The sequence below is a fragment of the Kineococcus siccus genome (genome assembly GCF_009906795.1).
GTDB classification, from domain to species: Bacteria; Actinomycetota; Actinomycetes; order Actinomycetales; family Kineococcaceae; genus Kineococcus; species Kineococcus siccus.
Genome location: NZ_JAAALN010000176.1, coordinates 1 through 8,980, shown reverse-complemented (window position 1 = coordinate 8,980; position 8,980 = coordinate 1). Strand labels below are relative to the sequence as shown.

The 8,980-nt window shown below is 78.8% G+C and carries 4 protein-coding genes; all 4 read left to right on the top strand.

The annotated features are described in order from the left end of the window. Positions 1-74: 74 nt before the first annotated feature. Genes GTR02_RS16665 through GTR02_RS16650 form a run of 4 tightly spaced genes read left to right on the top strand, consistent with a single transcriptional unit; the run spans position 75 to position 8,415 of the window. On the top strand, positions 75-473 hold the full coding sequence (locus GTR02_RS16665) for an MGMT family protein (protein WP_166608618.1): 399 nt from the start codon (positions 75-77) through the stop codon (positions 471-473). Then, a complete protein-coding gene (locus tag GTR02_RS16660; RefSeq protein ID WP_166608617.1) occupies positions 470-1,405 on the top strand; it encodes a methylenetetrahydrofolate reductase in 936 nt (311 codons plus the stop codon). The genes GTR02_RS16665 and GTR02_RS16660 overlap by 4 nt, the downstream gene beginning before the upstream one ends. A 60-nt stretch (positions 1,406-1,465) precedes the next feature. Beyond that, positions 1,466-4,879, top strand: a complete 3,414-nt coding sequence (locus GTR02_RS16655; RefSeq protein ID WP_205709458.1) for a PD-(D/E)XK nuclease family protein — start codon at positions 1,466-1,468, stop codon at positions 4,877-4,879. Beyond that, positions 4,876-8,415: a UvrD-helicase domain-containing protein gene (locus tag GTR02_RS16650; protein WP_205709457.1), complete on the top strand. Its 3,540-nt coding sequence runs from the start codon at positions 4,876-4,878 to the stop codon at positions 8,413-8,415. The genes GTR02_RS16655 and GTR02_RS16650 overlap by 4 nt, the downstream gene beginning before the upstream one ends. Positions 8,416-8,980: the final 565 nt, after the last annotated feature.

Below are 8,980 nucleotides of genomic sequence, written 5' to 3'. Positions count from 1 at the left end.
TGGCCGCACTGTGCCCGCCGCCTCCGACAGCCCGCCCCGCGTGCGCCCCGCGCACCGGCTGGCAGTCTCGGGACGTGCCCGACCGCCCGCCACCGGACCCCGTCGACCCGCCGCACCTGCCCGGGCTCCCGGCGCGCGCCGAGGAGGTGCTCGAGGTGGTCGAGGCGATCCCCTCGGGACGCGTCCTGACGTACGGCGACGTGGGCGAGCTCGTCGGGGACCGGGGGCCCCGCTTCGTCGGCACGGTGCTGCGCCGCTTCGGGGCCGACGTGTGCTGGTGGCGCGTCCTGCGCGCCGACGGCAGCGCCGCGCCCGGCCTCGCCGACCGGGCCGTCGTGCACTGGCGCGCCGAGGCGGTGCCGCTGCGCCGCGACGACCGCGACCCGGCGCAGGTGCGCGTCGACCTGCGCCGGGCGCGCTGGGACGCCGCGGGCTTCGACCCGGCGGCCGGACCCGGACGGGACGTCCCGTGAGCACCCTGGCGCAGGACCTTCGCGCCGCCCGGTCCCGCTTCTCGGTCGAGTTCTCCCCGGCGCACGACCCCGACGCCGCCGCCCGGCAGTGGGACGCCGTGCGGCGCATCGAGGCGCTCGGGCCCGTGTTCGCCTCGGTCACCTGCGGGGCGGGCGGCGGCAGCCGGGGCGGCACGGTCGAGCTGGCCGGCCGGCTGACGCGGGAGACGCGCGTGCGCCCGCTCGCCCACGTCACCGCCGTGGGGCAGTCCGTCACCGAGCTGCGGGCGGTCCTCGACGACCTCGCGGCCGCCGGCGTGCACGACGTCCTCGCGCTGCGCGGCGACCCGGACGGGGACCCCGCGGCCCCGTGGGTCGCCCACCCCGAGGGCTTCGACCACGCCGACGAGCTCGTCCGGCTGGCGAGGGAACAGGGTGCCCGCTCGGTGGCCGTGGCCGCGTTCCCGCTGGGTCACCCCGACTCGGCGGACCTCGACGCGGACACGCACCACCTGCTGGGCAAGGTCAGGGCCGGTGCGGACGTCGCCGTGGCGCAGCTCAGCCTGGACGTCGAGGACTTCCTGCGCCTGCGCGACCGCTTCGGGACGGCGCTGGCCGCGGCCGGCCTGGACCCCGTGCCGCTGCTGCCCGGCGTGCTGCCGCTGACGAGCCCGCGCGTCCTGGAGGTCGCCCACCGGCTCACGGGGGCCCGCGAGCCGGCGGCGGTGCGGCGGCGGCTCGCCCCGCTGGCGGGCGACCGCGCCGCCTTCCGGGAGGAGGGCCTGCGGCTCGCGCTGGAGGCCGGCCGCCGGCTGCGCGAGGAGGGGGTCGAGGTGCTGCACCTGTACTCCCTCGACCGCGCCGCGGCGGTCACCGAGCTGGTGCGCGAGCTGGGCCTGGCCGGTCCCGGCGCCGGCCCGGACACCGGCCCGGACGCCGCCCCGGCGCGCTGACGCGGGCCTCGGAGGTGTGTCAGCGGGGTCGAGTCCGAGGGGTGTGGTGGCATGGCGGACGTGCTCAGGGAGAACGTCGACAGCGACGCCGCGGCGGCCGGGACGACCCGTGGCGGGTCGTCCGGCGGGCGCCGCCCGGGGGCCTCGGCCACCGGTCGCGGCCGCCAGGACGTCCCGCAGCTGCGCCGCGCCCCGCAGCGCCTGGTGCGGGCGCTGGCCCCCGACGCCACGCAGCGCGCGGTGCTCGGCACGCGTCCCGGCAGCGGTCCGCTCGTGGTGCTGGGGGCGCCCGGCACCGGCCGGACGAGCGTCCTGCGGGAGCTCGTCGCCGCGCGCGTCGAGCGCGACGCGACGCCCCCGGACCGCGTGCTCGTGCTGGCGCCGTCGCGGCGCGCGGCGGGGGCGCTGCGCGACGAGCTGTCCGACCGCCTGCGGCGCACCGTGGGACAGCCCGCGGCACGGACGCCGCAGTCGTACGCCTTCGGGCTGCTCCGCCTGGTCCACGCGCGGGACGGCGTCCCGCCACCGCGGCTGATCTCCGGTGCCGAGCAGGACTCGATCCTCGCGGACCTGCTGGCCGGTCACCTCGCCGTCACCGCCGAGGCCGTCGACGACGTGGTGGAGGCGCTGTTCGAGCCGGACGCCCTCGGCGGCTGGACCCCGGCCGGTGCCCTGCGGGCGCCGCAGTGGCCCGCCGACGTCCCGCGCGCCTCGTGGGGGCTGCGCAGCTTCCGCAACGAGCTGCGCGACCTGCTGATGCGAGCGGTCGAGCGCGGCCTGCAGCCCGAGGAGCTGGCCGAGCTGGGCCGCCGGCACGGGCGGCCCGAGTGGCAGGCCGCCGCGAGCCTGCTCACGGAGTACCTGGGCGTCAACGCCCTCGGCCGCGCCGAGGCGTACGACCCGGCCGGCGTCGTCGACGAGGCGGTCGCGCAGCTGACGGCGGACCCCGAGCTGCTGGGCGCGGAGCGCGAGCGGTGGTCGCTCGTCGCCGTGGACGACGCGCAGGACCTGTCCGAGGCCGGGCTGCGGCTGCTGGAGGCGGTCGCGGGCGGTGGCCGCGACCTGCTGGTCGTCAGCGACCCGGACGCCGTCACGCAGGGCTTCCGGGGCGCGGACGCGCGCATGGCGGCCGAGCTGCCCGACCGCTTCCGCGCCGCCGACGGCGGGCCCGCGCCGGTCCTCGTGCTCGGCACGGCCTGGCGGCAGGCGCCGGCGCTGCGCTCGGCCACGGCCCGCGTCGCGGAGCGCATCGGGGCGCTGGGCGGGGCGCCGCAGCGTGCCGCGGTCGCCTCCCGCACCCCCGGGCTCGGGGCCGGGCGCGTCGAGGTCGCCGTGCTGGCGTCGGCCACGCAGGAGGCGGCGTGGATCGCCCAGCGGCTGCGCCGCCGGCACCTGCTGGAGGGGGTGGCGTGGTCGCGGATGGCCGTCGTCGTCCGCTCGGCGGGGCACACGACCGGCCTGCGCCGCGGTCTCGTCGCCGCCGGGGTCCCGCTCACCGTCCCGCTGGCCGAGGTCCCGGTGCGTGACGAGCCCGCCGTGCGGCCGCTCCTGACGGCCCTCGAGGTCGTGCTGCACCCGGAGGCGCTCGACCCCGCCGCGGCCCGCGACCTGGTGACGTCCCCGCTCGGCGGCGCGGACGTCGTCGCCCTGCGCCGGCTGCGGCAGTCGTTGCGCCGCAGCGAACTGGCTGCGGGTGGGGGGCGCAGCAGCGACGCCGTCCTCGCCGGGGTGCTGGCCGACCCGGAGCTCGTGAGCACCGCCGACGCCGGGCACCTGGCGGGGGACGACCCCGCCGACACCGGGGCCCTGCGCCCCGCGCAGCGCGTCGCGGCCGTCCTGGACGCGGGCCGGGCCGCCCTGCGCGCGGCCGACGCGAGCGCCGAGACGGTGCTGTGGGCCCTGTGGGCCGCCAGCGGCCTGGCCGAGCGGTGGCAGCGGCAGGCGCTCGCCGGCGGGGTGGACGGAGCCCGGGCCGACCGCGACCTCGACGCGGTCCTGGCGCTGTTCGAGGCGGCGGGCCGCTTCGTCGACCGCTTCCCGGGGGCCGGCAGCGCGCCGCGCTTCCTCGACCAGCTGCTGACCGCGGAGGTGCCCTCGGACACGCTGGCCGACCGGGCACCCGACGCGGGTGCGGTCACGCTGACCACCCCTCAGGGGGCGGTCGGGCGCGAGTGGGACCTCGTGCTCGTCGCGGGCGTGCAGGAGGGCGTCTGGCCGGACCTGCGCCTGCGCGGCTCGGTGCTCGGCGCGCAGGCCCTGGTCGACGCCCTCGAGGGCCGCGACGCGGACGGCCCCGGCGCCCGCCGCGCGGTCCTGGAGGACGAGCTGCGGCTCTTCCACGTCGCGCTGACCCGGGCCCGCCGCGAGGTCGCCGTCACGGCCGTGCGCACGGAGGACGAGCGGCCGAGCGCGTTCGTCGACCTCGTCGACCCGGCCGGCGCCGATCCGCAGGACGGCGACGACGGGGAGCGGGCCCTGTCGGACGTGCCGCGGGCCGTGTCGCTGCCCGCGCTCGTGGCCCGGTTGCGGCAGGTGCTCTGCGCCCCGGACGGGCAGGAGACCGGTGAGCGCCGCGCGGCGGCGGCCGCCCGTCTGGCCGAGCTCGCGGCGGCCGGGGTGGCGGGCGCCGACCCGGACGACTGGTACGGCGCCCGCAGCCTGACCGACGTGGGGCCGCTGCGGGCCCCGGAGGAGACGGTGCCGGTCTCGCCGTCGCGCGTGGAGGCGTTCGAGCGGTGCGGCCTGCGCTGGCTGCTGGAGTCGGTGGGCGCCCGCAGCGGGGACTCGACCGGGCAGACGCTCGGCAACCTCGTGCACCGCATCGCGGCTGAGGCGCCGGACGCGACGCTGCCCGAGCTCCGCCGCCGGCTGGACGCCCTGTGGCCCACGCTCGGCCTCAGCGCGGGCTGGGTGACCGACACCGAGCGGCGCCGGGCGGACCGGATGCTCGAGAAGCTGGCCGAGTACTACCGCACGAGCCGCGCGGAGGGCCGGGAGCTCGTGGCCGTGGAGGAGGACGTGGACGTGGAGATCGGCCGCGCTCGCGTGCGGGGCCGCGTGGACCGCCTCGAGCTCGACGCCCGGGGCCGTCCCGTCGTCGTGGACCTGAAGACCGGCAAGTCGCAGCCCGCCGCCGCGGAGCTGGCGCGCAACGCGCAGCTCGGCGTCTACCAGCTCGCGGCGTCGGAGGGCGGCTTCGCCCGCGCGGTGCCGGGGAGTCCAGTCGCGGCGGGGGGTGCGGCGCTGGTGCAGCTGGGAGGCAAGCAGCGCAGCGCACCCGTGCAGCGGCAGGAGCCGATCGGTGACGACGAGGACCCGCAGTGGGCGCGGACCCTGCTCGCCCGGGCCGCCGACGGCATGGCCGCCGACCGGTTCGAGGCGGTCGTGGGCCCGCACTGCGGCTACTGCCCGGTGTTCACCAGCTGCCCGGCGCAGGAGGCCGGGCTCAGCGTCTGCGCGGAGGACCAGTCGTGAGCACCACCCTGACGCCGCCCGTCCCCGGTCCGGCCACCCTGCTGGGAGCCGTCGAGATCGCCGAGCGGCTGGGCCGGCCCCGCCCGACGCCCGAGCAGGTCGCGGTGATCGAGGCCCCGGTCGAACCGCTGCTCGTGGTCGCCGGTGCCGGCTCCGGCAAGACCGAGACCATGTCCTCCCGCGTGGTGTGGCTCGTGGCCAACGGGCTCGTGCGCCCCGAGGACGTCCTCGGCCTGACCTTCACGCGCAAGGCCGCGGGCGAGCTCGCCGAGCGCGTGCGGCGGCGGCTGCGGGCCCTGCGCTCCCGCGGCATCGGTGCGACCGCGGGACGCGGTGCCGGCGGGGGCGCCCTCGACGACGGTGAACCCGTCGTGGCGACCTACCACGCCTACGCCGCGTCGCTCGTGACCGACCACGGGCTGCGCCTGGGCATCGAGCCGCAGTCGACCGTGCTCTCGGACGCGGGGGCCTGGCAGCTCGCGTCCGAGGTCGTCGAGACGTGGCGCGGTGACCTGCCGGACGTCGAGGCGGCGGCGACCACGCTGGCCGCCGCCCTGCTGCAGCTGGCGGGAGAGTGCGCCGAGCACCTCGTGGACCCGGACGACGTGGCCCGCTTCGTCGTGGCCACCGAGGCGCAGATCACGGCCCTGCCGCGCGACGAGAAGTGGATCGCCAAGCACGGGGCGCACGTGCCGGGGGAGCCGTACGCCGACGTCGCCAAGGTCGTCGCCGTCCTGCGCGCCCGGCGCTCGGTGGTGCCCCTGCTGGCGGAGTACGTGCGGCGCAAGCGCGACGCCGAGCAGCTCGACTTCGGTGACCAGGTCCTCCTCGCGGCGCGCCTCGCGCGCGAGGTCCCGTCGGTCGCGGCCGCCGAGCGCGCACGGCACCGCGTCGTGCTGCTGGACGAGTACCAGGACACGAGCTTCGCGCAGCTCGCGCTGCTGCAGGCCCTGTTCGGCGACGGTCACCCCGTGACCGCCGTGGGCGACCCGCACCAGTCGATCTACGGCTGGCGCGGCGCCAGCGCGGGCAACCTGCGCAGCTTCCCGGCCCAGTTCCGCCGCGCCGACGGCCGGGCGGCGACCGTGGCCCCGCTCGCGACCAGCTGGCGCAACGACGACGCGGTCCTGGCGGCCGCCAACCTCGTCGCCGCCCCGCTCGCGAGCACCCTCACCGCGGGGACGGGTGCCGGTGCCGTCGTCACGCTGCGCGCCCGGGCGGGCGCCGGCCGGGGGCTCGTGCGGACCGCCTTCGCCGCGACCGTGGAGGAGGAGGCCGCCGAGATCGCCGCACGGCTCGGCGAGGTCTGGCGCGCCGACACGGGCGCGACCGGCCCGGACGGGCGGCCGGCGCCGCGCCGCACGGCCGCGGTCCTGTGCCGCAAGCGCAGCCAGTTCGTCGTCCTGCAGCGGGCGCTGCGCGACGCGGGCCTGCCGGTCGAGGTGGTCGGCCTGGGGGGCCTGCTGTCGACACCTGAGGTCGTCGACGTCGTCGCCACCCTGCACGTCCTGCACGACCCCGGACGCGGCGACCACCTCGCCCGCCTGCTCACGGGAGCCCGCTGGCGCATCGGCGCGCGCGATCTGGAGGCGCTCGGGGCGTGGGCCCGGCAGCTGCAGCGGCGGCGTGCCGGGCGGCCCGCCGAGCCGGCCGTCGAGACGGCGCCGGACGCCGGGCCCGACGACGTGGCGACCGTCGTCCTGCCCGACGAGGTCGAGGCGTCGAGCCTCGTGGAGGCCTTGGACGAGCTGCCGCCCGCGACCTGGCGGACGGTCGAGGGGCGGGGGCTCACCGAGGAGGGGCACCGTCGCCTGACCCGTCTCGCCGGTCTGCTGCGGCGGCTGCGCTCGCGCAGCCACCTGGGGCTCGCCGACCTGGTCGGCGAGGTGGAGCGGGCCCTGCTGCTCGACGTCGAGGTCGCGGCCCGCCCGGGCAGCACCCCGGAGCGCGAGCGCGCCAACCTCGACGCGCTGGCGGACGCGGCGGCGTCCTTCGCGATGTCGTCTCAGCGCCCGGGCCTGGGGGGCTTCCTCTTGTGGCTCGACGCCGCCGAGGTGCGGGAGCGGGGCCTCGAGCCCGGCGCCTCCGACGTGTCCCGCGACGCGGTGCAGCTGCTGACGGTGCACGCCAGCAAGGGGCTGGAGTGGGACGTCGTCGCCGTCCCCGGGCTGGTCGAAGGCGTCTTCCCCGCCTCCGGCGACACGTCCGCCGGCTGGCTCGGGGGCATGGGCAGCCTCGGCGTCCTGCCGTACCCGCTGCGCGGGGACCGGGCCAACCTGCCCGCGTGGGACATCGCCGCGTGCGGGACGCAGAAGGAGCTGAAGGAGGCGCGGGAGGCGTTCCGGGAGGCGTGCGGTGAGCACGAGATGCTCGAGGAGCGGCGCCTCGCGTACGTGGCGTTCACCCGGGCCAAGCAGGAGCTGCTGCTCAGCGGCGCCTGGTGGGACGACGCGAGCCGGCCCCGCACGGTGTCCCGCTTCCTGCGGGAGGTCCTCGAGGCCCCGGAGGGTGCGGTGCCCGGGCTGGTGAGCCTGCCGCCGGCCATCGAACCGCCGCCGGGGGAGCCGAACCCGCGCACGGCCGAACCCCAGCGCGCGGTGTGGCCGGTGGATCCGCTCGCCGCCCGGCGCGCCGACGTGGACGCGGGCGCCGCTGCGGTCCGCGCCGCCCTGGCGGCGCGCGCCGGGGTCACCGGGGTCACCGGGGACGACCCAGTGGACGACTCAGTGGACGACTCGGGGGGCGGCCCGGGCGACGGGTCCGCGGACGCGGCCGGCGACGGCCGGGACCACCCGGTCCACGACGCCGCGGAGGCTGCGGCGGACGGTCTGGACGAGGAGGCGGCCGGCTGGGCCGAGCAGGCCCGGCTGCTGCTGGCCGAGCGGGCCGCAGCCCAGACCGCGCGCGGGGTCCTGCTGCCCGCGCACCTGTCGGCGTCGCGGCTGGTCGCGCTGGCGGAGGACCCGGACGCCCTCGCCCTGCAGCTGCGGCGCCCGGTGCCGCTCCCGCCGCGGCCCGCGACCCGGCGGGGCACCGCCTTCCACGCGTGGCTCGAGCAGCGGTTCACGGCGAGCTCGCTGCTCGACCTCGTCGACGTGCCCGGTGCCGCGGACGACGACGCGGCGGACGACCGCGAGCTCGCCGCGCTGCAGGACGCCTACCTGGCGTCGGAGTGGGCGCGCCGGGACCCGGTCTGCGTCGAGGTGTCGGTCGAGACGCCCGTGGCGGGGCTCGTGGTGCGCGGCCGCATCGACGCGGTGTTCCGGATGCGGACCCCCGAGGGCCGCGAGGTCTTCGACGTCGTCGACTGGAAGACCGGGCGGCCCCCGACGGGTGCCGGCCGCCGCGCGCGCGACGTCCAGCTCGCGGTCTACCGCCTCGCCTGGTCGCGCTGGCGCGACGTCCCGCTGGAGGACGTCAGCGCCGCGTTCTTCTACGCCTCGACGGGGGAGACGGTGCGTCCCGTCGACCTCCTCGGCGTCGAGGAGCTCGAGGCCCTGGTCACCTCGGTCCCCGAGGCGGCCACGACCGGCTGACCCACCGCGGGTGCCCGCCGGCGGTCGACCGGTGGCCGGAGGTCCTGCGGGGTCCGCGCGTTCGGGCCCACCCCGCCGGTTCGCCGGCGGCGGTCCGGGGCTCGCTCCGAGTCTCGCCTCGCCGCGCAGCAGGTCCTCGAAGTCCGTGGCCGCGTCGGGGTTCCCGTGGAGCCGTTCCCGCGTCCGAGTTCCCGCGTCCGCGGCCCCGGGCTCCGGCGACCGCGCCCGGGGTTCCCGCGTCCGGGTTCCCGGCACCTGCGCTGCGGAGGAGGTCGTCGAAGAGGCTCTGCCGCAACGGGTCTCCGCGCGCGTCGATGACCTCGACGAAGGGGTTGAGTTGCCCGTCACCGCGCGGTCAGGTGGGCTCGCGCCGCCTCGAGCTCCGCGGTCCAGCCCGCGCGGGTCGTCGTCGACGCGCGAGCGGCGGTCCTCGGCGGAGCCGCTGAGCCGGGCGTGGTGGCGGCGACGCGCAGCACGACCCGGTCACACCGTGACGAGGCCGGGCGCGCCGAGTCGTCGTCGTGCGCCGCGGATGCGTTACTGACCCCGTGACGGACCTCCCGCC